Raw genomic sequence first — 23002 nt, forward strand, 5'->3', positions numbered from 1 at the left:
AGTCGGCGCCCACGGTCCCGGCCATCGCACGTAGCGTGATCCGCATGCGATTCGGACTGTTCATTCCGCAGGGCTGGCGACTCGATCTGGTGGGCATCGACCCCGAGCGGCAGTGGGCCGCGATGCACGGTGTCGCTCAGGTCGCCGACACCGGGCCGTGGGACTCGATCTGGGTGTACGACCACTTCCACACCAATCCGTACCCCACCGACCAGGCGACACACGAGGCGTGGGCGCTCATGTCGGCGTTCGCGGCGACCACGCAGAACGTCAAGCTGGGGCAGATGTGCACCGCGATGGGCTACCGCAACCCGGCGTACCTCGCGAAGGTGGCCGCCACCGTCGACGTCATCTCGGGCGGGCGCGCCCAGATGGGCATCGGCGGCGGCTGGTACGAGCACGAATGGCGCGCCTACGGTTACGGGTTCCCGTCGGCGGGCGAGCGGCTGGGCCGGCTCGACGAGGGCGTGCAGATCATGCGGCAGGCGTGGTCCGCGGGGCGCTCGACGCTGGACGGCCGGTACTACCAGGTGGACGGTGCCATCTGCGAGCCGAAGCCGTTGCAGCCCGGCGGGATCCCGCTGTGGATCGCGGGTGGCGGCGAGAAGAAGACGCTCCGGATCGCCGCGAAGCACGCGCAGTACACCAACTTCGACGGCACGCCCGAGGGTTTCGCGCACAAGTCGGAGATCCTCCGGCAGCACTGCGCCGAGGTGGGCACCGACTTCACTGCCATCACCCGCTCCGCGAACTACAACATCATGATCGAGAGCACCGAGGAGCAGGTGCAGGCCCGCGTCGACGCGCATCTCGCACACCTCCGAGCACACGTGCCCGAGGAGGCCGCCGAGCGGGAGATCGGCTCCTACCGTGGGATGCCCGGCGTGGGGACCCCTGAGCAGATCGTCGCGAACCTGCGCCGACTCGAGGCGTTGGGGCTCGGTTACGTGATCTGCTACTTCCCGGATGCCGCGCATGATCTCTCCGGCGTGGAGCGGTTCGCGCGGGAGGTGATCCCGCAGTTCAGCTGAGCGCCGGGCGCAGCGCATGCAGGCGCTCGGCGGCGCGTGCCAGCACGTCCGGCCGCTTGCTGAACGCGAACCGGACGACGTGGGCCCACCGATCCATGTCGTCGGCGAGGGCGCTGACGGGGACGGCGGCCACGCCGACCCGCGCGGGCAGCTCCCGGCACAGCGTGGCGGCATCGTCGTAGCCCAGCGGGCGCGGGTCGGCACACACGAAATACGTCCCCTCCGAGGGATGTACGGCGAAGCCGACCTCGTCGAGGGCGCGGGTGAGCAGGTCGCGCGCCGACTGCAGTGCGATGGGCGTCGTGGTGAGCCAGTCGCGCTCGGCGTCGAGCGCGTGCGCCACGGCCGCCTGCAGCGGCGTCGCGCCGGTGTACGTGAGCCACTGCTTGGCGGCGCGGCACGCGTCCACCAGCTCGCGCGGCGCGGTGATCCAGCCGATCTTCCAGCCGGTCACGTTGAACGTCTTGGCGGCGCCCGAGATCCGGACGGTGCGTTCGCGCATCCCGGGGAGCGAGGCGATCGGGTGCTGCCGGCGTCCGTCGAAGAGCAGGTACTCGTATACCTCGTCGGTGATCGCGATCAGGTCGTGCTCACGGCACACGTCGGCGACCAGGTTCAGATCGACGTCCGACAGCACCGTGCCGGTGGGGTTGTGCGGCGAGTTCACGATGATGGCGACGGTGGCGGGGGTGACCGCCGCGCGCAACATCTCCGGGTCGAGCACGTACCGCCCTTCGGACACGACCAGCGGCACCACCCGTCGCCGCGCGCCGGCCAGCGCGACCGTCGCCGCGTAGGAGTCGTAGAACGGCTCGATCAGGATCACCTCGCGGCCGGGCTCGACCAGGCCCAGCACGGCTGCGGCGATGCCCTCGGACGCGCCGACGGTGACCAGCACCTCCCCGTCGGGGTCGTACTCGAGGCCGTACTCGCGGCGGACCTGCTCGGACACCGCGCGGCGCAGCTCCGGCAGGCCGTCGCCGGGCGGGTACTGGTTCATCCCCGACGCGATCGCCTTCTGCGCGGCGTCCAGCATCCCCTGGGGCCCGTCGGTGTCGGGGAAGCCCTGGCCCAGGTTGATCGCGCCCGCGCGGACGGCGAGCGCGGACATCTCGGCGAAGATCGTCGACGTGAACGGCTGGAGGCGGGCCACGGTGCGCATGCAACGCACTGTAGCTCGGCGGGCCGGGTAGAACTGCGCTGTAGCTCGGCGGGCCGGGGTAGAACCGAAGGCGTGACGACGGCGGTGGTGGTGGGCTCCGGACCCAACGGGCTGACGGCCGCGGCGGTGCTGGCGCGCGCCGGGCTGGACGTGACGGTACTGGAGGCGGAGCCGACGATCGGCGGTGGCGCGCGGTCCGATCGGATGCGCGGCACGCTGGTCGACCGGTTCTCCACCGGCCATCCCCTTGCGTCGGTGTCTCCCGCATTCCGCGACGTGGGCCTGGAGGTCGAGTGGGCCACCGCCGACGTGGACCTCGCGCACCCGCTCCTCGGCGCCGTGGGCACGCTGGCCGATGTCCCGGATTGCGGACCGGACGTGATGGCGTCGTTCTTCGGGCCGGTGCCGCAGCTCGCGCGCCACCCGCGGGACGCGCTGCGGTGGGGGCCGCTGTTCGGTGCCCCCGCCCTGCTGACCGCACGCGCGCTGGGCCGCGTGGGTGGCGCGGTGTTCGCCGGGATCGCCGCGCACGCCATCACGCCGCTGCACTACCCGATGACGTCGTCGATCGCCTACCTGCTCGGTGGGGTGCGCCCGTGGCCGGTGCCGGTGGGCGGATCGCAGGCGATCACCGACGGACTGGCGGGAATCGTCGCCGCACACGGTGGCTCGGTGCGGACGGGGCAGCGGGTCACCGCGCTGCCAGACGCCGACGTGGTGCTGCTGGACACGGGGCTGCCCGGTGCAGTGCGGTTGCTGGGCGAGCGTGCACCGGGGTGGCTGCGGCGGCGACGGTGGCGCACCGGACCCGCGGTGTTCAAGCTCGACCTGGTGCTCGACGGTGGCCTGCCGTGGCGCGAGAGGCTCTGCCGCGAGGCGGCTTTCGTGCACCTCGGCGGCGAGGTGCGGGATATCGCCGCCAAGGAGCTCATGGTCAGCCGCGGCCGGATGCCGGAGCGGCCTGTGATCATCCTGTCCCAGCAGTATCTCGCCGACCCGTCGCGCTGCGCCGGATCCCTGGCTCCGGTCTCGCTGTACGGACACGCCCCCAACGGCTTTCCCGGCGACCTCACCGAGAACCTGCTGCGCGAGGTCGAGCGCCACGCGCCGGGCACGCGCGAACGCATCGTCGACCTGCGGGCCGTGGGTCCGGCCGAGCTCGAGGCGACCAACGCCAACTACGTGGGCGGCGATATCGCCGCGGGCGCTGCAGTGCCGTCGCAGCTGCTGCGTCGGCCGACCCTGTGGCGGCCCTACCGGCTCACCGACCGCGTGTGGCTGTGCTCCGCCGCGGCCGCCCCGGGGCCGGGCGTGCACGGCATGCCGGGATGGCACGCCGCGCAGGCGGTGCTGCGGTCGCTCTAAGCGGGCGGCGGCTGCTGCCCGGTGGTGCCGGTGCTCGTGTCGTGCGGGTGGTGGAACAGGCCGTGGGTGAGCCTCGTCTCGACGGAGGCGACGCCCTGCTCCACCTCGGCGAGCGGGCGCAGGATCTCCGTGAGGTCGCCGAGGGTTGCGTTCAGCACCGCCAGCTGCTCGACCAGCAGCGGGATCAACTGCGCCTCGGCGTTCAGCCCCTTGGTCACGGACTGGATGTCGTGCTGCGCCTCGTCGCGTGCGCTCTCGAGCGGGCGGAGCAGTTCGGCGGCGGCGCGGCGGACGGTCGCGACGGCGCCCTGAACGAGCGCGGTGATGGGGTCTGGCATACCGCGTTGATATCCGCCTGCTCCGCGCGTGGCAACCCGCTTCGTCCGGGTTGCGCGGATCCGGGGATTCCGGTGCCGGGTATCCGGCGGCCGGGCGGCCTACTGTTGGGGCATGAGTCTGCCCGACAGCTGGACAGGTCGGTCGGCCGCGATCCAGCGGCACAGTGCGTCGGAGGCGGTGTTCCAGGATCTGCGCACCGCCATCGGAAGCGGTGAGCTCCCGGTCGGGGTCAAGCTGCCGCCGGAGGCCGCGCTCGCCGAGCGCTACGGCGTGAGCCGTTCGGTGGTCCGGGAGGCGCTGCGGTCGTGTCAGGCGCTCGGGCTGACGGAGACCCGGACGGGCTCGGGCACCGTCGTCAAGTCCGCGCGCCCCGCGACGCCGCGCTATGGAACCTTCTCGACACGCGATCTCGTCGAGGCGCGCCCGTACGTCGAGGTGCCCGCCGCCGGCTGGGCGGCGCGGCGGCGCACCGCCGAGCAGCTGGAGAACCTGCAGCGGATCGTGGATGCGATGGCCGGGGAGCCCGACGCGACCCGCTGGTTGCGGCTGGACGCCGAATTCCATCTGGCGATCGCCGAGGCGTCGGGCAACGAGGTCTTCGTGTCGGTGGTCGGGGCGATCCGGGCCGCGCTCGCGAAGCAGCCGCTGCAGCGCACCGCCGTGCTCGCTGCCCGCCGGGCCGCTGCCGACGGCGAACACCGCAGGATCGTCGAGGCCATCGTGGCGGGCGACTTCGCGCACGCCGGCGACCGCATGCGTCAGCACCTCGACCGGGTCGCGGAGTCGGCGGACGCCCTGCGGGCTTGACAGCCTATGTGACCCGGATCACACTGGAAGAAGCTGTCTGACAGCCGAACAGGTATGGTCCGATATTCCTTCGCGCGACAGGAATCCCGATGACTACGCACCCCACCACACCCTCCGGCGTCGGGAAGGGCCACGATCCCAACCTCCAGCGCGAGGACGAGGGTTACCACAAGGGCCTCAAGCCGAGGCAACTGCAGATGATCGCTATCGGCGGTGCCATCGGCACCGGGCTGTTCCTCGGCGCGGGCGGCCGCCTCGCGTCCGCCGGGCCCGGCCTGTTCCTGATCTACGGAATCTGCGGCGTCTTCGTGTTCCTGATCCTGCGGGCACTGGGCGAGTTGGTGCTGCACCGGCCGTCGTCGGGCTCGTTCGTGTCGTACGCGCGTGAGTTCTACGGCGAGAAGGCGGCATTCGTCGCCGGCTGGATGTACTTCCTCAACTGGGCGATGACGGCCATCGTGGACACCACGGCCATCGCCACCTACTTCCACTACTGGCACACCTTCGTCGCTGTGCCACAGTGGCTGCTCGCGCTGATCGCGCTGGCGATCGTGCTCGCGATGAACCTGATCTCGGTGAAGCTGTTCGGCGAGTTGGAGTTCTGGGCCGCCTTGATCAAGGTGGTCGCGCTGATGGCCTTCCTGGTGGTCGGCACCATATTCCTGGCGGGGCGCTACCACATCCAGGGGCAGAGCACGGGGTTGAGCCTGTGGACGCACCACGGCGGGCTGCTCCCGACGGGCGTCATCCCGCTGGTGGTGGTGACCTCGGGCGTCGTGTTCGCCTACGCGGCAGTGGAACTCGTGGGCACCGCGGCCGGCGAGACCGAGGACCCGGAGAAGATCATGCCCCGCGCGATCAACTCGGTCGTGGCCCGCATCGCGATCTTCTACGTCGGATCGGTGGTGCTACTCGCGCTGCTGCTGCCGTACACGGCCTACTCGTCCAGCGAGAGCCCGTTCGTGACCTTCTTCAGCAAGATCGGCTTCGCCGGCGCCGGCGACCTGATGAACGTCGTGGTGCTCACCGCCGCGTTCTCCAGCCTCAACGCGGGGCTGTACTCCACCGGCCGGATCCTGCGGTCGATGGCCATGAACGGCAGCGGCCCCAAGTTCACGGCACGCATGTCGCGAAACGGCGTCCCGTTCGGCGGCATCCTGCTGACCGCCGTGATCTGCCTGTTCGGTGTGGTGCTCAACGCCTTCCAGCCGGGACAGGCGTTCGAGATCGTGCTGAACATGTCGGCGCTGGGCATCGTCGCCTCCTGGGGCACCATCGTGCTGTGCCAGATCCGGCTGCAGCGCAAGGCGGAGGCCGGGCTGATGACGCGCCCGAACTTCCGGATGCCGTTCGCACCGTGGTCGAGCTACCTGACGCTGCTGTTCCTGTTCGCCGTGCTCGTGCTGATGGCGTTCGACCACCCGATCGGCACGTGGACCGTCGCGACGTTGGTGGTGCTGATCCCGATGCTGATCGGGGGCTGGTACCTGGTGCGCGGCCGGGTCCTGGCGGAGGCGCGGGTGCGCGAGGGCTACACCGGCGGGTTCCCGGTCGTGGCGAACCGCCCGGTGGACCCCGAGAAGCCCGCCGACGACGAGTAGCAGACGCCCGCTAGCAAGGAGTGAGATCCCATGGCAAGCAATCGGTATGCGGCGCGACCGCCCCTGTACGGGATGGTTCTGGTGTTCGCGGCGATGGCGCTCGTCGCGGTGACCGCCTATATGCACATCGGATGGTGGTCGACGATCGGCTACGTGATCGCGGTCGTGTTGGCCGTCTCCGGCTTCGCGCTCGCCTTCCGCGACCTGTCCTGAGCGGTCACCGTCGGCGCTGCCGCCCTGGCGACGTCACGGCCTGCGCGCTACTGCCCGGCGTCGCCGATGGCGGGGCCGAGCAGGTCGTCGGCGTCGGTGATCCGGTACGCGTAGCCCTGCTCGGCGAGGAACCGCTGCCGGTGGGCGGCGTAATCGGCGTCGAGGGTGTCGCGGGAGACGATCGAGTAGAAGTGGGCCTGGCCACCGTCGTGCTTGGGACGGAGTAGACGGCCCAGGCGCTGCGCCTCCTCCTGCCGCGAGCCGAACGTCCCCGACACCTGCACGGCGACCGACGCCTCCGGCAGGTCGATGGAGAAGTTCGCCACCTTCGACACCACGAGCGTCTGGATCTCGCCGGCGCGGAACAGGTCGAACAGCCGCTCCCGCTCCTTGTTCCGCGTGGAGCCCTGGATCACCGGGCAGTCGAGCTCGGCGCCGAGTTGCTCGAGCTGCTCGACGTAGGCACCGATCACCAGCGTGGGCGCGCCGGGGTGGCGCGCGAGGATCGACTTGACGACGGGGACCTTGGCCGGCGTCGTCGCGCACATCTTGTAGCGCTCCTCGGGCTCGGCGGTCGCGTACTGCAGGCGCTGGTTGTCGGTGAGCGTCACGCGGACCTCGGTGCACTCGGCCGGCGCGATCCAACCCTGGGCCTCGATGTCCTTCCACGGTGCGTCGTAGCGCTTGGGGCCGATCAGCGAGAAGACGTCGCCCTCGCGGCCGTCCTCCCGCACGAGCGTCGCGGTGAGGCCGAGGCGGCGGCGGGATTGCAGGTCAGCAGTCATCCGGAAGACCGGCGCGGGCAGCAGGTGCACCTCGTCGTAGATCATCAGGCCCCAGTCGCGCGAGTCGAACAGCTCGAGGTTGCGGTACTCGCCCTTCGAGCGGCGCGTGAGCACCTGGTAGGTGGCGATGGTGACCGGGCGGATCTCCTTCCGCTCGCCCGAGTACTCCCCGATCTCCTCCTCGGTGAGCGAGGTGCGTGCGATCAGCTCGCGCTTCCACTGGCGCCCCGCGACGGTGTTGGTGACCAGGATCAGGGTGGTGGCCTTCGCCTTCGCCATCGCGGCCGCGCCGACCATCGTCTTGCCCGCGCCGCACGGCAGCACCACGACGCCGGACCCGCCGGCCCAGAACGAATCCGCCGCGAACTGCTGGTAGTCACGCAGCTCCCACGGATGCGTGGTGTGGTCGAGCGTGATGGGGTGCGCCTCGCCGTCGACGTAGCCCGCGAGGTCCTCCGCCGGCCAGCCGACCTTGAGCAGCAGCTGCTTGAGGTGCCCGCGCTCGGACGGGTGCACGACGACGGTGTCGTCGTCGATCCGGGCGCCCAACATCGGCGCGATCTTCTTGTGCCGCAGCACCTCCTCGAGCACCGCTCGGTCGAGGCTGACCAGGCTGAGGCCGTGCGCGGGGTTCTTGACCAGCTGCAGCCGGCCGAACCGGGACATGGTGTCGACGACGTCGACCAGTAGCGGCTGGGGGACCGGGTAGCGGGAGTAGGTGACGAGCGCGTCGACCACCTGCTCGGCGTCGTGCCCCGCCGCGCGGGCGTTCCACAGCGCCAGCGGCGTGACGCGGTAGGTGTGCACGTGCTCGGGCGCGCGCTCCAATTCGGCGAACGGTGCGATGGCCTGACGCGCTGCATCGGCGAGGTCATGGTCGACCTCGAGCAGCAGCGTCTTGTCGGATTGGACGATCAGGGGGCCGTCGGGCATCTCACCATTGTGCCGAATCGTGTGGCCGCGGGCAGATCAGGGCAGGTGTGGGCGGTCACCGTCGGCCTCGCTCCGCCAGGAGCACCGCGAACCGGTGGTCGTCGTCCGTCCACGTATGGACGAGGGTGAGGCCGGCGTCGGCGAGCTCGCGGGCGATCCCGTCGAGCCGGAACTTCGCGGAGATCTCGGTCCGCAGCTGCTCGCCCTCCGCGAAGTCGACGGCCAGATTCAGGTCGGCGACCGTGACGCGCATCGCGCGCGTCGCCTCGAGCCGCATCTCGATCCACTCGTTCGCGGCATCCCACAGGGCGACGTGCCGGAACGCGTCCGGTTCGAAGTCGGCGTGTAGGCGCGCGTTGACCACGCGCAGCACGTTCCGGTCGAACTCGGCGGTGACGCCGGCCGCGTCGTCGTACGCGGGCACCACGACCGCCGGCGGCACCACCAGGCCGGCGCCCAGCAGCAGGGTCTCGCCCGGGCGCAGCGCTGCGGCGATGGACGCTAGGAACTCCGCGCGCTCCGCGGGGATCATGTTGCCGATCGTGCCGCCCAGGAAGGCGATCATCCGTCGACCGCCGGCCGGGAGGTGGTGCAGCGTGTCGGTGAAGTCGCTGACCATTCCGCGGACCCGCAGCCCGGGGTGGCTCGCCGCGAGGGCGTCGACGGCGCCCGTGAGCGCGGACACCGATACGTCCTGCGGCACATACGTGGTGAGTGTGTCGGCCATCGCGTCGAGCAGCAGCCGCGTCTTCTCCGACGACCCGGAGCCCAGTTCGACCAGTACGTCCGGGGTGGCGGCAGCGGCGATCGCGGGCGCGCCCTGGCGCAGGATCTCCCGCTCGGTGCGGGTGGGGTAGTACTCCGGCAGCGTGGTGATCTGCTCGAACAACTCGCTGCCGCGGGCGTCGTAGAACCACTTGGGAGGCAGCTGCTTCGGGTGGGCGGTGAGCCCCGCGTGCACGTCCGCGCGGAGCGCCTCGGCGAGGTCGGCGTCGGTGAGGTGCACCTCGAGGGGAGAGGTGGATGTGGACTGATGGGCGGTCAAAATGGGCCTCCTACAGGGGTGCGACGGTGACGCGCCCGGGTCGGGCGACGACGATGCTGTGGTCGGGGATCTGGTGCCAGTCGTCGGTGTCGTCCACCGGCTCGGAGGCCAGCCACGCCGAATCGCCGGTGTCGCGAAACCAGAGCGAGTGGTAATACGTTGTGCCCCAGGCACTCTCGCCGTCGCATAGCAGCGTGGTGATGCGGGCGCCCGGGCGTTGCTCCGTAACGTCGCGGACCAGCGTGGCGAGCGCGTCTGCCGGGTCGGAGCCGGGCAGTGCGGCCAGCAGGCGGGCCCATAGTGCTGCGGAGTCGGTGAGTGCCTCCAGGTCCGCGGCGGCGGGTGTCAGGAGCTCGGCCCAGTCGGGTACGACGCCGTTGTGGCTGAACGCGAATCGGCCGTGGGTGAACGGTGCGCACGCCTCGCGCGCGACGGGTGTGCCGACGGTGGCGGACCGCACCGCCGCGAGCACGGCCCGCGCGGTCAGCAGCGGCAGCACCTCGTCGACCGCGGGGTCGGTCCAGATCGGGGCGGGGTTGCGATAGCGCACCGCCGTGCTCGAAGCGCCGGGGGACTCACCTCCGCGAGCGCCGCCGGGGTCGGGCCACCACGCCACGCCGAATCCGTCGGCGTTGATCGTGCCGCCGCCGCGCATGTCGCGGGGCGCCCAGGCCTGGGTGCGCAGCGAGTGCTCCCCGCCGGTAACCGGGTGGGCGACGGGCACCGCGGGGCCGACATACGCGAGGTGGCGGCACATGTCAGCGTCGCTCGGGAAGGGTACGGGCGCAGCGGAACCCGGAGAATATCTGGCGCCGAATCGGGTGGTCCCAGTTGCGGAACGTGCCCCGGCACGCGACCTCGTCGGTGCCGAACGAGCCGCCGCGCAGCACCCGGTAGTCGCCGCCGAAGAACACCTCCGAGTACTCGCGGTACGGGAACGCTGCGAAGCCGGGATAGCCGTGGAACTCCGAGGACGTCCACTCCCACACGTCGCCGATCAGCTGCTGGACGCCCAGTGGTGACGCGCCCGCGGGGTACGCACCGACGTCGGCCGGCTCCAGGTGCCGCTGGCCGAGATTCGCCCGGTCGGGCGTGGGATCGTCGTCGCCCCACGGGAACCGGCGCGAACGACCGGCCGCGGGATCGAACCGGGCGGCCTTCTCCCACTCCGCCTCGGTGGGCAGCCGCCGGCCGGCCCAGCGCGCGAACGCGTCCGCCTCGAACCAGCTGACATGCACCACCGGTTGCTGCGGGCGCACAGCCGCCGTCGTCCCGAACCGTCTCCGCCACCAGGTGCCGTCGGTGTCGCGTTCCCAGAACCGTGGGGCGGTGATGCCTTCGGCCGTGCGGTGTGCCCAGCCGCGCTCGGTCCACAGCTCGGGTCGCTGGTAGCCGCCGTCGGCGATGAACTCGAGGAACCGCGCGTTGGTGACCGGCACGGCATCGATGGCGAAGGCCGGAACGTCCACGACGTGGGCGGGGCGTTCGTTGTCGAGGGCCCACGGGTCGGTGTCCGTCCCCATCGCGAACGGGCCTGCGGGGACCGTGATCTCGACCGGGCCGCGGTACTCACCGCGGGGAGCGGGTGGGGCGGTGAGGGCGGCGGCGCCCGCGCGCAGCTGATGCGTCGCGAGCATCGTCTCGTCGTGCTGCTGCTCGTGCTGCGCGATCATGGCGAACGCGAAGCCGTCCCGCTCCAGCGCGTTGCCGGACAGGCGGCTGTGGTCGAGGACGTCGAGCGCCTTGTCCCGCACGGTGGCCGCATAGCCGCGGGCGGCGGCGGGGTCGAGCAGCGGCAGCGCTGGACGATCGGACCGGGCGTGCTTGAACGCGTCGTACATGTCGTCGAGATCCGGGCGCAGCGGATCCCGGCCGCCGACGTCCCGCACCAGCCAGAGCTCCTCCTGGCTGCCGATGTGCGCGAGGTCCCACACCAGCGGGCTCATGATCCGCGAGTGCTGTGCCATGAGTTCGGTGTCGTCGAGGCAGTCGGTGAGCGCGCGCGTGCGGTCGCGGGCGCGGGTCAGGACGGCAGCTATGCGGCTGCGGAGATCGTCGGTGTCGGCGGAGTGGGGGCGGGAGTCGGGTCGGGTGGTCATGGGCGGTCCTCCAGGGGGCTGCGGCCGGCCCGGGTTCGGCGGGCCGCGTGGGCGAGCGACGGGTCGGGGTCGACGGAGTGGGCGAGCTCGAGCAGGTCGGCCGCTGCGCGGCGGAGTTCGGGGTCGGCGAGGCCGGAGTGCGCCGCGTCGCGCCACCTTCCGGCGGTCGGGCGCGAGAGGTCGGTCGCGGCGGCGACGGTGTCGGGCTCGGCGGTCAGTGCGGCCACGGCCCGGATCGGGACGTGCCAGCCACCGTCGGGCTGCCCGTCGAGGTAGCGCACCTCGAAGTACCCGCTCGCGCGCACCAGCGGGAACAGCGTGGTGAGGTGGTAATCGAGGTCCGACGGCCCGGGGCGGCGGTCGACGGTATGGTCGAGCGCGCCGTCGGCCCAGTCGGCGAACGTCGCGCCGGGCGGGGCGGTCCAGTCGTCGCCGTCGCGCGGCAGGCAGAGCAGAGGCGCGCCGACCGCCCATGCGGGGTAGTCCGCGAGGGCGACGGAGCCGGTGCGCGCCGGGTCCAGCGCGAGCCAGGTGCGCATCCGCTGCGACGCCCACCGGCCGTCCGGCACCCCGGCGAGCTCGGGGGATGCGGCGAACGCCGCGATCAGGGCGGGGCCGGCGGCGTCGAGCATTGCCCACCGGGACCCGTCGTCGGCCGCGTCGGCGGCGGCGTCCGCGCACACCTGGGTGGCCGCGGTGGCGCACATCATCGCCCGCCCGAACGGGCCGATCCCATCGAATCGCGCCTCCATCGCGGAGTAGCGGGGCAGCCGCAGCAGCCGCTCGGGGGGTCGCGCGGCGTCAGCGGCACCCGCGACGAGCCGGATGCGGCGCGCGGCCAGCAGCCGGCGCAGCTGCTGCGCGTCGGCGGCCAGCGCGTCGATCAGCCGACCGGCCGACGGTGCCGACGCGCTCGACACCTCGACCTGCCCGCCGGGCTCGACGGTGCCCCGGCCGCCCGCCGCGAGCGGCAGCGCGGGGGAAGCCGGGGCGAGCGACCGCGGACTGTGGTCGCCTAGTACCTCGGCCACGAGCGCCAGCGGCGGCCGCGACCCGTCCGGCAGTGCGGCGAACCACTCGATCTCGGCGCCGACGCGCTGCGGGGGCCCGAGTCTGATGTAGTGCCGGGCCGTGTACTCCTCCGCGCCGGCTCGCCCGTCGAGGGCGGTTGTGGCCGCTCGTCGGGTGATGCCCGCTCGCTGGGGGGTCATGTTCGCCACCCTACGGCGAGGGTCCGACAGGTTCGAGCGAAGCGAGGGACGAGCGGAGTTCGTAACCTGTCCCATCAGGACACACGGGTTCGGGTGGAGCGAGGGCCGACCAGGGCGGATCCTTCCGCTCGGTAGGGTCGGGGCATGGCGCTGGACCTGCACCGGATTCGGGCGGAGACGCCCGGCTGCCACGACCTGGCGTTCTTCGACAGCGCCGGATCGTCGCTGCCGCCGGCTCCCGTGCTCGACACCGTCATCGGCCACCTGCGGCGTGAGGCGGAGGTGGGCGGCTACCGCGCGGCGGCCGAGCGGGCGGCGGACCTTGCGGCGGTCAAGGACGCGATAGGCGCGCTGATCGGGGCTCCCGCCGGGACGATCGCACTGAGCGACAGCGCCACCCGCGCGTGGTGCGACTTCTTCTACGCCGTCCCGCTGCGGGCCGGGCAGCGGATCGTGGTGACCGGCGTCGACTACGCGAGCAACGCCATCGCCGCCCTGCAGCGGGCGCGGGCCGCGGGCGCCGAGGTGGTGGTCCTGCCCAGCGACGCCGACGGGCGGGTGGACTTGGACGCGCTCGACGCGGTGCTCGACGAGCGGGTCGCGCTGGTGTCGCTGGTGCACGTGCCCACGAACAGCGGCCTGGTGGCGCCCGTGCGCGAGATCGCCGACCGCGCGCACGCGGTGGGTGCGCCGGTGCTGCTGGACGCCTGCCAGTCGGTGGGTCAGGTCACCGTCGACGCCCGCGAACTGGGCGTCGACGCGCTGACCGCGACCGGGCGCAAGTGGCTGCGCGGGCCGCGCGGGACCGGCTTCCTGTACGTCCGTCCCGAGCTGATCGAGCGCATCGAGCCGCGCTCGCTGGACCTGCACTCGGCGCAGTGGGTGGCAGAGGGGGAGTACTGCGTCGCGTCAGACGCGGCCCGGTTCGAGACCTGGGAGGCCGACGTCGCGGCGCGCCTCGGGCTCGGCGCCGCCGTGAGGTACCTGCTCGAGCTGGGGCCCGACCACGTGTTCGCCGCGATCACGCGCCGGGCCGCCGGGATCCGCGAGCGGCTCGCGGCGCTGCCGGCTGTCACGGTCCGCGATCCCGTGGGCGGTGCGCTGGGCGGGATCGTGTCGTTCACCGTCGACGGGGTCGACCCCGACCGCGTGCAGGCCGCCCTGTTCGACCGGGGCGTCGTCGTCTCGGTGACGCGGCGCGGCTCCACGCTGCGGGACATGACCGCGCGGGGCCTGACGGCAGCCGTGCGGGCGTCGGCGCACGCGTTCGTGTCCGACGTCGACGTGGATCGCCTGGTCGACGGGATCGTCGGGCTGGATGTCCGGCCCCGGAGCTAGGGTGCCGGTATGCATTCATTCCGACAGGCCGTCGAGGCGCGGGACGCCGACGCGATGGCCGCCCTGCTCGCTGACGACGTGGTCTTCACCAGCCCGGTCGCCTTCAAGCCCTACCCCGGCAAGCCGGTCACCGCGGCGATCCTGCGCGCTGTGCTGCGGGTGTTCGAGGACTTCCGCTACGTCCGCGAGATCGGGGGCGGCGCCGACCACGCCCTGGTGTTCGAGGCCACGGTGTCGGGCCGCCGGATCACCGGCTGCGACTTCATCCACACGAATGCCGACGGGTTGATCGACGACTTCATGGTGATGGTGCGGCCGCTGTCCGGCGCGACCGCGCTCGCCGAGGCGATGGGCGCGCAGTTCGACCGGATCACGGCGGAGGCGACGGCGGAGGTCACCGGCGCGGGGTGACGTTGGGCAGCGATCAGGCCTCGTCGAACACCTGCTGCGCGGCGCGCATCGCGGCCAGCGCTGCGGGGGCGCCGCAGTAACCCGCCGTCTGCACGATCGCCTCGGTGATCTCGTCGCGGGTCAGGCCGTTGGTGAGCGCGCCGCGGACGTGGCCGGCGAGCTCCTCGGTGGTCCGCAGCGCGGTCAGGATCCCGATGGTGAGCAGGCTGCTGTCCCGCGGCGCGAGGCCGTCTCGGGTCCACACCGAACCCCAGACGTTCTCGGTGATGAAGCGCTGTACCTGCGCGGATTCCGTCCCTTCGGTGCGCGCGACGGCGCGGTCGACGTAACCGTCGCCCATCACCCGCCGCCGAATCGCCATCCCGGCCTCGAACCGCTCGTCGCTCATGCCGACGATGCTCGCACCTTCAGGCCCGCCGGGGGAGGGCGGCCCGGATCGCCGCCACCGCAGGCTCGAGCTCGGGTACCACGAACAGCACCTCCGAGCCGTCGCCGAGCGTGAGGACGAGGCGTTCCCGCTTGCCGCCGCCCAGCCACCGTCCGGCGCCCGGCGCGACGCCGACCGCGGCGATGTGCTCGAGCCGCACGCTGAAGCGGAGTCCGACCGTGCGCCGCGCGACCCTGCCGGGCTCGAACGTGACGTGTGTGGGGGACAGCTCGAGACGGCCGGGGACCATCCCCCGCCCCAGGCTGCGGTTCGCGGTCCAGCTGCGGGTGTTGTCCTCTGCCACGCCAGCAGCGTAGTTCCGGTGCTCGGCAGCCGGGGGACGGGCCGGCGCTCTGCCGGTAGTCTGGGCGGCGGTGTGCCGGGAAGTCTGGTCGGCGGGGCGACTCGTAATGCGCGCGGTCCCCTCGTAGCAGATACCGGCGGTAGGGGGCGATCGGCGTGGGCGAGAATCGGCGACGGGCGCTGTTCGCCCGCGGGTCCTGGGCCGAGGCGTCCCGGGTGGCCGACCTGCTGCGTAAGGAGACCTTCGGAGGATTCCTGCTGCTGGCCGCAGCGGTCGCGGCGCTGCTGTGGGCGAACACGCCGTGGCAGCACGCCTACATGCGGCTGTCCGAGGCCCGTGTCGGCGCCACCGTCGCGGGGCTGCATCTGGACCTGAGCCTGCACGACTGGGCGGCCGACGGGCTGCTCGCGGTCTTCTTCTTCGTCGTGGGCCTGGAGCTCAAGCGGGAGTTCGTGGCCGGTGACCTCCGTGAGATGTCCCGCGCCGCACTGCCGATCGCCGCCGCAGTCGGCGGGATGATCGTGCCGGCCGGGCTGTTCGTCGCGATCACCGTCCACGCCGGACCGGAGGCGGTGCACGGCTGGGCGGTGCCGACCGCCACGGACATCGCGTTCGCGGTCGCGGTGCTCGCGGTCCTGTCGACGCACCTGCCGTCGGCGCTGCGGACGTTCCTGCTGACGCTCGCGGTGGTCGACGACCTGCTCGCGATCACGGTGATCGCCGTCTTCTACAGCGACACCCTGAAGCCGGCCTACCTCGCGCTGACGCTGGTGCCCCTGGCGCTGTTCGCGGTGTGCGTGCAGCGCCGCATCCGCTCGTGGTGGCTGCTGTTGCCGCTCGCCGCGTCGACCTGGGCCCTGATGCACGAGTCCGGTATCCACCCGACCGTCGCCGGCGTACTGCTCGGGTTCGCCGTCCCTGTCGTTCGCAGCGAGCGCGGCGGCGGACCCGACGCGGGACCCGGCCTCGCGGAGCACTTCGAGCACCGGTTCCGGCCGCTGTCGGCGGGCGTCGCGGTGCCGGTCTTCGCGTTCTTCGCGGCGGGCGTGACGATCGGCGGGTGGCACGGGTTGGTCGCCGCAGTCACGGACCCCGTCGCGCTCGGGGCGATCGTGGGGCTGGTGGTAGGCAAGACCGTGGGGATCTTCGGGACCACCCGGCTGCTGGCAGCGGTGACGCGAGCCTCCCTGGACGACACCATCGCGTGGGTAGACGTGCTGGGCATCGCGATGCTCGCCGGGATCGGGTTCACCGTGTCGTTGTTGATCGGCGACCTTGCGTACGGACCCGGCTCGCCGCACGGCGACCACGTGACCGTCGCGGTGCTGATCGCGTCGTCGACCGCCGCGGTGCTCGCGTCCTTCGTGCTGCGCGCACGCAACCGGCACTACCGGGAGATCAGCCGCGACGAGGGGTGCGACGATGACGACGGTGTGCCCGCGGCGTGGTAGAAGGCTCTCATGGGTTCGTTCGACGTACCGCTGGGTGACGAGCGCGCGCAGCTCGACGCTTTCGTAGAGGAGTGTCGCGGTGCCATCGAGGCGACGCTCGCCGGCCTCACCGAGGAGCAGGCGAGGCGTCGGCTGGTCCCGTCGGCGACGACGCTGCTCGGCCTGCTCAAGCACGTGACGTGGATGCAGCGGGTGTGGTTCGAGGAGTGCGTCGGCGGCACGTCCCGGCGAGAACTCGGCCTGGTGCAGAGCCCGGACGAATCCTTCCGGCTCTCCGACGACGACACCGTCGCCTCGGTCCGGGCCTCCTACCGGGAGGCCTGCGCCACGGCCCGATCGGCGGTCGCAGGCGTGTCGTTGGACACCGTCGTGACCGGGCACCGGACCGGACCGCGCACGCTCCGCTGGGTGTATCTACAGGTCTTGCGCGAGCTGGCCCAGCACTGCGGGCACGCCGACATCCTGCGCGAGCAGGTACTTGCAGACTGACCGTGATCGCGCCGGCGGCCATGACGAGATATGGAGCCGATGACGGGAATCGAACCCGCACTACCTGCTTGGGAAGCACGTACGGAACCTGCTACCGTGTGCGCGCCGCGGCTTGAGATGGCCACAACCTGCGTCGGTGTGCGTGACAGACCGATATGGTGTCCATGTCATTTTCCGTGTCATTCGGAATTCTCGCGTGTCACCGGATGCAGCCCCGAGTTGCCCCAAGAGCTCTGCCGCTGAAACGAGTGCGCCGTCCTGTGAATGTGCGTAGATCGCGCCGGTGATACTGGCGTTTGCGTGGCCGAGCCATGCCGCGATCACCGCGAGCGGTACTCCCTTGAGGTGCATCGACGTGCCAGCCGTGTGGCGCGCCTCGTGGAGCTTGATTCGCTTCACCCCGGCTGCGTCGCTCACCGTGCGCCACCGTCGATTCAATGTGCTGAGCGAGTACGGGCGTCCAGCCTCGTTGGCCGCGACGTAGCCGCCCGGGTCGTATGCGTCACCCAACCGCGTCGCATGCCTGTCGTGCCGATTCTTCGCGGCGGACAACACCGCGATGAGGTGATGAGACAGCGGGAGGGACCGTCCGGATGCGCGGGTCTGGGTCCGCTTGGGACAGCTTGGCGCCCGCCTGGACTCGAGTCTTGACGTTGAGTCCGAAAGTCTCATCGAACTCTTTTCGGAGGCGGCTTCGGTCGGCCCGAGAAAGGCGACGCCAGCGTTGTCGACGTGGCTGTCGGCTGCCTGGATGGCCCATTCGGCCGGCGCGTTACAGCGAGTTGCTGGCACGCGAACCGGGTCAGTGGGCGACGACCAGGTCGGCGTCGGGGTCGATCTCGAGGGGGCCGCTCTTGAAGATGACCGTCGCGATGATGGCACCGAGAATGAGGAATCCGGCGGCGTACCAGAACACCGTGTGATATCCGGCGAGGTTCGCCTCGGCGGTGACTTGTGCAAGGACGGCCTTCGATGCTCCTGCAGCCTTCGCGGCGTGGTCGGAGACGTAGGTCGTCACCGCAGTGGCGAAGAACGAGCTGAGGATCGCCGTGCCGACGGACCCACCGAGCTGCGAGGCCGTGTTGACCATGGCGGACGCGACACCGGAATCGCGGGTTTCGACGGCAGATGTGGCGGCGTTCTGGATCGGGCCGAAGACCATGCCCAGACCGAGGCCGATGATCGTCAGAGCGGGAAGGACGCCGGCGGCGTAGGAGCTGTCGAAATCGAGGCGGGTGAGCAGGACAAGGCCGACCGCGGCGATCGCGGCGCCCACGGGGACGATGGGCCTGGGTCCGAACTTCGGGAGGAGGACGGATCCTGACACCGTGGCGCCGATTATGAGGAACACGATCATGGGCAGGAACGACGCGCCGGTCTCGATCGGTGTGAACTTCAGGATGTCGGTGATGTAGTAGGTCAGGAACAGGAAGATTCCGAACATTGCGATGCCGGTGATGGCGACCACGAGATAGGCGGCGCCGCGGTTCCGGTGGACGACGACCCGCATCGGTAGCAGGGGGCGGCTTCCACGTCGTTCGATGATGACGAACGCGACGAGAAGCGCGGCTCCGGCGATGACCGGCCCCAGGGTGAGGATCTCGGTCCAGCCGTGGGTGGAGGTGTTTCCGAGTCCGTACACGATTCCGACGAGCCCGAGCACGGAGGTGAAGACTCCGGGAAGGTCGAGTTTGGGCCTTGTCGCCGGGGTGTCTCGGTCCAGGAACATGGCTGCGCCGATGAGTGCGATCGCGGCGATGACGAGGTTCACGAAAAGGCACCAGCGCCAGGACGCGTACTCGGTGAGTACGCCGCCGAGAAGGAGGCCGATGGCGCCGCCGCCTCCGGAGATGGAGCTGAAGATGCCGAACGCGCGGCCTCGGTCTTTGGCCGTGGTGAACGTTACAGACAGCAAGGACAGCGCGGCCGGGGCCAGGAGGGCGCCGAATGCTCCCTGCAGGACGCGCGCCGTGAGAAGAACACCGAGTGACTCAGCGAAGCCGCCGAGCGCAGAGGCGAGAGCGAATCCGATCAGGCCGATGATGAAGAGGCGGCGGCGGCCGAAGAAGTCGGCCAGGCGTCCGCCGAGCAGCAGCAGGCTGCCGAAGGCGAGGGCGTACCCGGTGACGACCCACTGGCGGGAGTCGTTGGAGAAGCCGAGGTCGCTTTGCGCTGTGGGAAGCGCGATGTTGACGATCGTCGCGTCCAGCACGACCATCAGCTGTGCGAGGGCCAAGACGACGAGAGCGAACCATCGTCGTCGAGGATCGACGGCCTTGCCTGCGAGGGAGGGCGGATCGGTACGGGTTTCGCTGCCAGAGGACGTGGACATGCGGGGCTCCAGTGAGGGAAGTGAGTGAGCGAAGTGAGGGAAAGGAAGTGCGAGGGGTGATCGGGGTCGCGGTCGGCGCCGAAGGTCGTGACATGCGAGGTATTGGGCCGAACCGGGCGGAGGGTTTCGATGTCCATCTCGGTCCGCAGCCCGATGCTCTGACCTCGCCGCCGTCGGTCCAGTGCGCCATCACGGGTCGACCAGTGACTATTCCGGGATCGCCTGGCCCGCCGGTTAGACGTCGGCCGGGTGGTCTGTCGTCGGGGAGATTGCTTTCGCTGCCTCCAATTCGGCGAGGCGGGTGCTGAGCGCGTCGTGGACTGCGGCGTAGGCGTCGCTGCCGAGGACGAGGCGTCGCGGTGCCGGCGATTGTGCTGCGACCTCGATGATGGCCTGCGCGACTTTCTGTGGATCACCGAGCGCGCCGCCGGTCAGATTGTCGCCGGCCCCTTCGATGAGCTGGCGGAACCGGCCGACCGGGGTGTCCGCGTACGCGGGCAGAGCGGGAGAGATCGAGAGGGCAGCGCCGAACGGTGTACGCACGCCGCCGGGCTCGATCAGGGTGATCCCGATCCCGAACGCAGCGACCTCGCCCATGATCGTCTCGGTGAAACCCTCGATCCCCCATTTAGATGCGTGGTACATGCTGCCGCCTGTGGTCGTGATCTGGCCACCCATCGTCGAGGTCTGGATGATTCGGCCGCCACCCTGCTCGCGCAGATGAGGCAGCACCGCGCGAATCAGTTGGATCGGGGCGACCATATTGAGCGCGATCTGCTGTTCGACAGTGTCATCGGAGAGTTCCTCTCCGGCGCCGAACGCACCCGAACCCGCGTTGGAGAAGACCACATCGACCCGCCCCAGGTCACGAAAAGCGCGTTCCACCGCGTCACGAAGAGCAGGCGTATCCGTGACGTCGACCGAGGCGATCCACAGCCGGTCGCCATGCCCTCTGAGATCCTCGAGCGCTTCGGGCCGACGAACCAGTGCGGCTACCCGGTCGCCTCGGTCCAACAGCTTCTCCGTGACGGCACGACCGATACCTGACGTCGCGCCCGTGACCAACCATGTGCTCATGGCATTCCCCTTTTTCACAACTATTCCAACCGGATGGTTTAGTCACGGTAGCTCGCTGGCGTCTTGATGTCAACCAAACAGTTTATTTATACTGGGGTCATGGTCTACGACTCCGCAGCAACGCGCTCAAGGCTCATCGACGCCGCATACGCCGAGTTCTCCGAGCGCGGCTTCGCCGGTGCCCGGGTCGATCGCATCGCGGCCGAGGCCGGCGCCAACAAACAGGCGATCTATCTCTACTTCGATTCCAAGGAGGGCTTGTTCGACGCCATGCTCGGATCTCGCCTCGGAGCCCTGGCCGACCTCGTCCCGTTCACCCCCGACGACCTGCCCGGATACATCGCCGCACTGTTCGACCACCTGGTCGAGCACCCGGAACTGGTTCGGCTCACACAATGGAAGTTCCTCGAGCGCCCCGCAGCCGCATGGCAGGAATACCAATCCCAGACCGACAAGGTCCGCGAGCTCGCAGAGTCGGTAGGGGTCACGGAGACCAGGGGGATGGACATCCTGATGCTGTGCCTGGCGATGGCTCAAGCATGGACCACGACCGGCGGATCCATACGTGACTCCGACGGACCGGGCCAGGAACGTCTCAAGCAGCACCGCGAGGCGCTGCTCATCGCCGTCACCGCAGCGGCGGACGCGCTGGCTAAGCATCCCGGCCGCAGCACATGACTGACGTGGTCGCTCGCTCTCGCCAGTGGTTCTGTCCGTCAGTTTGTCGGGGGGTTCAGGTCCAGGCGTTGGGGTCGCCGAGGTGGCAGCCCATTCCTACGCCCCTGGCGATGTGGTTGGGAAGGCAGCGTGGGTCTCGATGAGGGCGAGCATCGCATCGAGAGCGATCCGCAGGGGTCGAGTAGAGCGTTGGGCCTGACCGAGGATGAATTTGCCCTGCAGGGAGGCGAACAGAGCGACGGGGAGATCGTCGGGGTAGCCGATGCGGTGAGGTAGCCAGAAGCTCGCATCGAGTGCAGACCGTCGCGGATGGCATCGGCCCAGCGCTGGAAGCTCGCAGCGATGTCGAAGCGGGTCTCGAGGTCGGACTCGGCGAGTTGGCTGCCGAGAGAGCCGATTGGACAGCCGACGCAACAGCGCAACTGGCGCTGTACTTCAACAACCGCGTCGGCCGAGGATCGCAGGCCGTCAAGGGTCTCCACATGCGCCAATGCTCGCTCTTGTGCGCCCACAACTCCCTCTTCTTGGAACTGGATGACAGTGTGAACCAAGCGTTCTTACTGGAAAAGTAGTGATACAGGTGGATTTACTGACCCCGGCCGCAGCCTGGACGTCTTCGATCGTGGTACCCGCGACACCCCGCTCAAAACCAGTTCGGAGGTGGCAACCAGAATGCTCTGTCGGGTGCGCTCGCCGGCGCCGGTTCGCTCTCATCCGCGTCGTAGACTGTGCTGAACTGCTTTGGCGGCACCTAGCGTGTCAACCCGCGTGTCAGGGGACGCGTGACGAGCCCGAGTGGATGCACTCCAGAACTATGAGAACCCCTTGTGATCAGGGGATTCTCTGTGGAGCCGATGACGGGAATCGAACCCGCGCTACCTGCTTGGGAAGCAGGAGTTCTGCCATTGAACTACATCGGCCTGCCCGCTCGGGTGCTCCGAACGCGCGGCCAAAAGCATAACACGGGTCCCTTGCGGCCCGGTCGGGTGTCGAACCGATGCACGTCGAGTGCGCAGGGAAGCACCCGGTGCCGGCGAGCGTTGACTGGTGCTATGACGGCACAGCTCGGACGCATCGGAATCTGGACCCACTACTCCGCGATCACCCCGCAGCTGGCGGCGGACGCCGAGCGACTCGGCTTCGGCGCGGTGTGGGCGGGCGGCTCACCCGGCGGTGATCTCGCTTTCGTCGACGAGGCCCTCGCCGCCACCGACACCCTCGTGGTGGCCACAGGCATCGTCAACATCTGGCAGGACGATCCGGCGGCGATCGGGGCGGCGCACCGTCGGATCGTGGACAGGTTCCCCGGCCGATTCCTCCTCGGCGTCGGCGCCGGTCACCGCGAGGCGACCCAGGGGTACGTCAAGCCGTACGAGGCTCTGGTGGCGTACCTCGACGGACTCGACGCAGAAGGTGTGCCGACCGGTGAGCGGGCACTCGCGGCGCTCGGCCCGAAGGTCCTGCGGCTTGCGGGGGAGCGCACCGCGGGCGCGCACCCGTACCTCACCACCCCGGAACACACCCGCTCCGCCCGCGAGATCCTGGGCGCCGGACCGCTGCTGGCGCCCGAGCAGAAGGTGGTGCTCGACGTCGACGCCGACCGGGCCCGCGCGATCGGCCGGAAGACGGTGAAGTTCTACCTGGGTCTGAGCAACTACCGGGCCAACCTGCTGCGGCTCGGTTTCACCGAGGACGACCTCGCGGGCGAGGGCAGCGATCGGCTGGTCGACGCGCTCGCGCTGCACGGAGACACCGACACCGTGGCCGCGGGGATCCGCGCACACCTCGACGCCGGTGCCGATCATGTGGCGATCCAGGTGCTGGGCGACGATCCGGCCTCGGGCTATCGGGCTCTGGCTGCCGCGTTGAAGTAGTCGGTGGTCAGGATCACGGCTGTAGCGGGC

Annotated in this window: 24 protein-coding genes and 1 tRNA gene; 12 read left to right on the top strand and 13 right to left on the bottom strand. The window is 70.4% G+C overall.

Annotated elements, in window-relative coordinates; translation table 11 throughout:
- Positions 1-44 precede the first annotated feature (44 nt).
- Entirely contained in the window at positions 45-1031 is a 987-nt protein-coding gene (locus ABD908_RS01110; protein WP_344989663.1) for an LLM class F420-dependent oxidoreductase, read from the top strand.
- Here ABD908_RS01110 and ABD908_RS01115 read toward each other — a convergent pair.
- Complete coding sequence (locus ABD908_RS01115) at positions 1024-2193, bottom strand: pyridoxal phosphate-dependent aminotransferase (RefSeq protein WP_344989666.1); 1170 nt, start codon at positions 2191-2193, stop codon at positions 1024-1026. The two genes, ABD908_RS01110 and ABD908_RS01115, sit on opposite strands and share 8 nt — an antisense overlap.
- A 72-nt stretch (positions 2194-2265) precedes the next feature.
- On the opposite strand from ABD908_RS01115, the gene ABD908_RS01120 reads away from it, so the two are divergent.
- Positions 2266-3558 carry a phytoene desaturase family protein gene (locus tag ABD908_RS01120; protein WP_344989669.1) on the top strand — a complete coding sequence of 431 codons (1293 nt, stop codon included), beginning with the start codon at positions 2266-2268 and terminating at the stop codon, positions 3556-3558.
- On the opposite strand, the gene ABD908_RS01125 is transcribed toward ABD908_RS01120, so the two are convergent.
- Complete coding sequence (locus ABD908_RS01125) at positions 3555-3896, bottom strand: hypothetical protein (RefSeq protein WP_344989672.1); 342 nt, start codon at positions 3894-3896, stop codon at positions 3555-3557. The two genes, ABD908_RS01120 and ABD908_RS01125, sit on opposite strands and share 4 nt — an antisense overlap.
- 112 nt (positions 3897-4008) lie before the next feature.
- Here ABD908_RS01125 and ABD908_RS01130 point away from each other — a divergent pair, with 112 nt between their 5' ends.
- From ABD908_RS01130 to ABD908_RS01140, 3 genes are all read left to right on the top strand, one after another.
- A complete protein-coding gene (locus tag ABD908_RS01130; protein ID WP_344989674.1) occupies positions 4009-4704 on the top strand; it encodes a FadR/GntR family transcriptional regulator in 696 nt (231 codons plus the stop codon).
- Between the two features lie 89 nt (positions 4705-4793).
- Positions 4794-6305 (top strand): amino acid permease, encoded by a 1512-nt coding sequence (locus ABD908_RS01135; protein WP_344989676.1) that lies wholly within the window; start codon positions 4794-4796, stop codon positions 6303-6305.
- Between the two features lie 30 nt (positions 6306-6335).
- Positions 6336-6518 (top strand): hypothetical protein, encoded by a 183-nt coding sequence (locus ABD908_RS01140; RefSeq protein ID WP_344989679.1) that lies wholly within the window; start codon positions 6336-6338, stop codon positions 6516-6518.
- Between the two features lie 47 nt (positions 6519-6565).
- Here ABD908_RS01140 and ABD908_RS01145 read toward each other — a convergent pair whose 3' ends face one another.
- From ABD908_RS01145 to ABD908_RS01165, 5 genes are read right to left on the bottom strand one after another with little or no spacing between them, the layout of a single operon-like run.
- Positions 6566-8236, bottom strand: a complete 1671-nt coding sequence (locus tag ABD908_RS01145) for a DNA repair helicase XPB (protein ID WP_344989681.1) — start codon at positions 8234-8236, stop codon at positions 6566-6568.
- Positions 8237-8291: 55 nt separating this feature from the next.
- Complete coding sequence (egtD, locus tag ABD908_RS01150) at positions 8292-9281, bottom strand: L-histidine N(alpha)-methyltransferase (protein WP_344989684.1); 990 nt, start codon at positions 9279-9281, stop codon at positions 8292-8294.
- A gap of 10 nt (positions 9282-9291) precedes the next feature.
- The gene (egtC, locus tag ABD908_RS01155) at positions 9292-10038 is read right to left on the bottom strand and encodes an ergothioneine biosynthesis protein EgtC (RefSeq protein WP_344989687.1); all 747 of its coding nucleotides are present in this window, start codon (positions 10036-10038) and stop codon (positions 9292-9294) included.
- A gap of 1 nt (position 10039) precedes the next feature.
- A complete protein-coding gene (gene egtB, locus ABD908_RS01160) occupies positions 10040-11380 on the bottom strand; it encodes an ergothioneine biosynthesis protein EgtB (RefSeq protein WP_344989690.1) in 1341 nt (446 codons plus the stop codon).
- Positions 11377-12591, bottom strand: coding sequence for a glutamate-cysteine ligase family protein (locus tag ABD908_RS01165; RefSeq protein ID WP_344989693.1), 1215 nt, complete (start codon positions 12589-12591; stop codon positions 11377-11379). Before ABD908_RS01165 ends, egtB begins: the two co-directional genes overlap by 4 nt.
- Before the next feature lie 144 nt (positions 12592-12735).
- Between ABD908_RS01165 and ABD908_RS01170 the strand changes: the two genes are divergently transcribed.
- Together ABD908_RS01170 and ABD908_RS01175 are read left to right on the top strand one after the other, a co-directional pair.
- Entirely contained in the window at positions 12736-13929 is a 1194-nt protein-coding gene (locus tag ABD908_RS01170) for an aminotransferase class V-fold PLP-dependent enzyme (RefSeq protein WP_344989695.1), read from the top strand.
- A 9-nt stretch (positions 13930-13938) separates the two neighbouring features.
- Positions 13939-14340, top strand: a complete 402-nt coding sequence (locus ABD908_RS01175) for a nuclear transport factor 2 family protein (RefSeq protein ID WP_344989698.1) — start codon at positions 13939-13941, stop codon at positions 14338-14340.
- A gap of 13 nt (positions 14341-14353) precedes the next feature.
- Here the strand turns inward: ABD908_RS01175 and ABD908_RS01180 are convergent, their stop codons facing one another.
- Together ABD908_RS01180 and ABD908_RS01185 are read right to left on the bottom strand one after the other, a co-directional pair.
- Positions 14354-14728 (bottom strand): carboxymuconolactone decarboxylase family protein, encoded by a 375-nt coding sequence (locus ABD908_RS01180; RefSeq protein WP_344989700.1) that lies wholly within the window; start codon positions 14726-14728, stop codon positions 14354-14356.
- Between the two features lie 19 nt (positions 14729-14747).
- Positions 14748-15071 (bottom strand): hypothetical protein, encoded by a 324-nt coding sequence (locus ABD908_RS01185; RefSeq protein WP_344989703.1) that lies wholly within the window; start codon positions 15069-15071, stop codon positions 14748-14750.
- Between the two features lie 155 nt (positions 15072-15226).
- On the opposite strand from ABD908_RS01185, the gene nhaA reads away from it, so the two are divergent.
- Positions 15227-16522 carry a Na+/H+ antiporter NhaA gene (gene nhaA / locus ABD908_RS01190; protein ID WP_344989706.1) on the top strand — a complete coding sequence of 432 codons (1296 nt, stop codon included), beginning with the start codon at positions 15227-15229 and terminating at the stop codon, positions 16520-16522.
- Between the two features lie 9 nt (positions 16523-16531).
- On the top strand, positions 16532-17011 hold the full coding sequence (locus ABD908_RS01195) for a DinB family protein (protein ID WP_344989710.1): 480 nt from the start codon (positions 16532-16534) through the stop codon (positions 17009-17011).
- Positions 17012-17071: 60 nt separating this feature from the next.
- Here ABD908_RS01195 and ABD908_RS27545 read toward each other — a convergent pair whose 3' ends face one another.
- The 3 genes from ABD908_RS27545 to ABD908_RS01205 all read right to left on the bottom strand — a co-directional run bounded on the left by ABD908_RS27545 (position 17072) and on the right by ABD908_RS01205 (position 20420).
- On the bottom strand, positions 17072-17683 hold the full coding sequence (locus ABD908_RS27545) for a tyrosine-type recombinase/integrase (RefSeq protein ID WP_385924529.1): 612 nt from the start codon (positions 17681-17683) through the stop codon (positions 17072-17074).
- Positions 17684-17813: 130 nt separating this feature from the next.
- On the bottom strand, positions 17814-19343 hold the full coding sequence (locus tag ABD908_RS01200) for an MFS transporter (RefSeq protein WP_344989713.1): 1530 nt from the start codon (positions 19341-19343) through the stop codon (positions 17814-17816).
- 234 nt (positions 19344-19577) lie between these two features.
- Positions 19578-20420 carry an SDR family oxidoreductase gene (locus ABD908_RS01205; RefSeq protein ID WP_344989716.1) on the bottom strand — a complete coding sequence of 281 codons (843 nt, stop codon included), beginning with the start codon at positions 20418-20420 and terminating at the stop codon, positions 19578-19580.
- 99 nt (positions 20421-20519) lie between these two features.
- Between ABD908_RS01205 and ABD908_RS01210 the strand changes: the two genes are divergently transcribed.
- Together ABD908_RS01210 and ABD908_RS01215 are read left to right on the top strand one after the other, a co-directional pair.
- A complete protein-coding gene (locus tag ABD908_RS01210) occupies positions 20520-21098 on the top strand; it encodes a TetR/AcrR family transcriptional regulator (RefSeq protein ID WP_344989719.1) in 579 nt (192 codons plus the stop codon).
- A gap of 293 nt (positions 21099-21391) precedes the next feature.
- Positions 21392-21670 carry a hypothetical protein gene (locus tag ABD908_RS01215; RefSeq protein ID WP_344989722.1) on the top strand — a complete coding sequence of 93 codons (279 nt, stop codon included), beginning with the start codon at positions 21392-21394 and terminating at the stop codon, positions 21668-21670.
- A gap of 274 nt (positions 21671-21944) precedes the next feature.
- Here ABD908_RS01215 and ABD908_RS01220 read toward each other — a convergent pair.
- A tRNA-Gly gene (locus tag ABD908_RS01220) sits at positions 21945-22018 on the bottom strand.
- Between the two features lie 132 nt (positions 22019-22150).
- Here ABD908_RS01220 and ABD908_RS01225 point away from each other — a divergent pair.
- Positions 22151-22972 (top strand): LLM class F420-dependent oxidoreductase, encoded by an 822-nt coding sequence (locus ABD908_RS01225; protein WP_344989725.1) that lies wholly within the window; start codon positions 22151-22153, stop codon positions 22970-22972.
- The last annotated feature ends 30 nt before the right edge of the window (positions 22973-23002 follow it).

This window comes from Tsukamurella soli (assembly GCF_039541155.1).
Classification (GTDB): Bacteria; Actinomycetota; Actinomycetes; order Mycobacteriales; family Mycobacteriaceae; genus Tsukamurella; species Tsukamurella soli.

What these genes read in the sequence shown, in the direction of transcription:
- egtC (WP_344989687.1), bottom strand. Translation starts at nt 10,038, where the DNA reads ATGTGCCGCCACCTCGCGTATGTCGGCCCCGCGGTGCCCGTCGCCCAC.
- ABD908_RS01135 (WP_344989676.1), top strand. Translation starts at nt 4,794, where the DNA reads ATGACTACGCACCCCACCACACCCTCCGGCGTCGGGAAGGGCCACGAT.
- ABD908_RS01145 (WP_344989681.1), bottom strand. Translation starts at nt 8,236, where the DNA reads ATGCCCGACGGCCCCCTGATCGTCCAATCCGACAAGACGCTGCTGCTC.
- ABD908_RS01200 (WP_344989713.1), bottom strand. Translation starts at nt 19,343, where the DNA reads ATGTCCACGTCCTCTGGCAGCGAAACCCGTACCGATCCGCCCTCCCTC.
- ABD908_RS27545 (WP_385924529.1), bottom strand. Translation starts at nt 17,683, where the DNA reads ATGAGACTTTCGGACTCAACGTCAAGACTCGAGTCCAGGCGGGCGCCA.
- ABD908_RS01140 (WP_344989679.1), top strand. Translation starts at nt 6,336, where the DNA reads ATGGCAAGCAATCGGTATGCGGCGCGACCGCCCCTGTACGGGATGGTT.
- ABD908_RS01170 (WP_344989695.1), top strand. Translation starts at nt 12,736, where the DNA reads ATGGCGCTGGACCTGCACCGGATTCGGGCGGAGACGCCCGGCTGCCAC.
- ABD908_RS01130 (WP_344989674.1), top strand. Translation starts at nt 4,009, where the DNA reads ATGAGTCTGCCCGACAGCTGGACAGGTCGGTCGGCCGCGATCCAGCGG.
- ABD908_RS01180 (WP_344989700.1), bottom strand. Translation starts at nt 14,728, where the DNA reads ATGAGCGACGAGCGGTTCGAGGCCGGGATGGCGATTCGGCGGCGGGTG.
- ABD908_RS01125 (WP_344989672.1), bottom strand. Translation starts at nt 3,896, where the DNA reads ATGCCAGACCCCATCACCGCGCTCGTTCAGGGCGCCGTCGCGACCGTC.
- ABD908_RS01175 (WP_344989698.1), top strand. Translation starts at nt 13,939, where the DNA reads ATGCATTCATTCCGACAGGCCGTCGAGGCGCGGGACGCCGACGCGATG.
- ABD908_RS01110 (WP_344989663.1), top strand. Translation starts at nt 45, where the DNA reads ATGCGATTCGGACTGTTCATTCCGCAGGGCTGGCGACTCGATCTGGTG.
- ABD908_RS01210 (WP_344989719.1), top strand. Translation starts at nt 20,520, where the DNA reads ATGGTCTACGACTCCGCAGCAACGCGCTCAAGGCTCATCGACGCCGCA.
- ABD908_RS01195 (WP_344989710.1), top strand. Translation starts at nt 16,532, where the DNA reads ATGGGTTCGTTCGACGTACCGCTGGGTGACGAGCGCGCGCAGCTCGAC.
- ABD908_RS01165 (WP_344989693.1), bottom strand. Translation starts at nt 12,591, where the DNA reads ATGACCCCCCAGCGAGCGGGCATCACCCGACGAGCGGCCACAACCGCC.
- egtB (WP_344989690.1), bottom strand. Translation starts at nt 11,380, where the DNA reads ATGACCACCCGACCCGACTCCCGCCCCCACTCCGCCGACACCGACGAT.
- ABD908_RS01225 (WP_344989725.1), top strand. Translation starts at nt 22,151, where the DNA reads ATGACGGCACAGCTCGGACGCATCGGAATCTGGACCCACTACTCCGCG.
- ABD908_RS01205 (WP_344989716.1), bottom strand. Translation starts at nt 20,420, where the DNA reads ATGAGCACATGGTTGGTCACGGGCGCGACGTCAGGTATCGGTCGTGCC.
- ABD908_RS01115 (WP_344989666.1), bottom strand. Translation starts at nt 2,193, where the DNA reads ATGCGCACCGTGGCCCGCCTCCAGCCGTTCACGTCGACGATCTTCGCC.